The sequence below is a fragment of the Elizabethkingia argenteiflava genome, assembly GCF_009904105.1.
Lineage (GTDB): Bacteria > Bacteroidota > Bacteroidia > Flavobacteriales > Weeksellaceae > Elizabethkingia > Elizabethkingia argenteiflava.
In genome coordinates this window covers 1-305 of record NZ_JAAABJ010000648.1, presented here as the reverse complement: position 1 = coordinate 305, position 305 = coordinate 1, and the positions used below count along the sequence as shown (strand labels likewise).

The 305-nt window shown below is 30.5% G+C and carries 1 pseudogene; it reads left to right on the top strand.

The window, feature by feature from the left end:
- Positions 1 to 305: pseudogene (locus tag GNY06_RS15820) on the top strand (transposase); the annotation flags it as partial.

Here is a 305-nt window from a genome sequence, read left to right as displayed (position 1 = left end):
GGGATTTTTACCGATTTTGATGTAACACAAGCTTCTGTACATGATATTCATTATCTCAAAGATATTAAGCACTTGTTTCAAAATTGTACAATATTAGGAGACAAAGATTATCTGAGTATTGATTATCAAAGAGACTTATTTACTTACAACCAGATTAATATGTAAGTACCTATGCGAAAAAATCAACATGGATATAAGACAAAGCCTTATATTTTTAGAAAATCCCGAAAGCCCATCGAAACCTTATTTTCGCAATTATGTGATCAGTTTATGATTAGAAGAAACTATGCGAAATCCTTTGATGG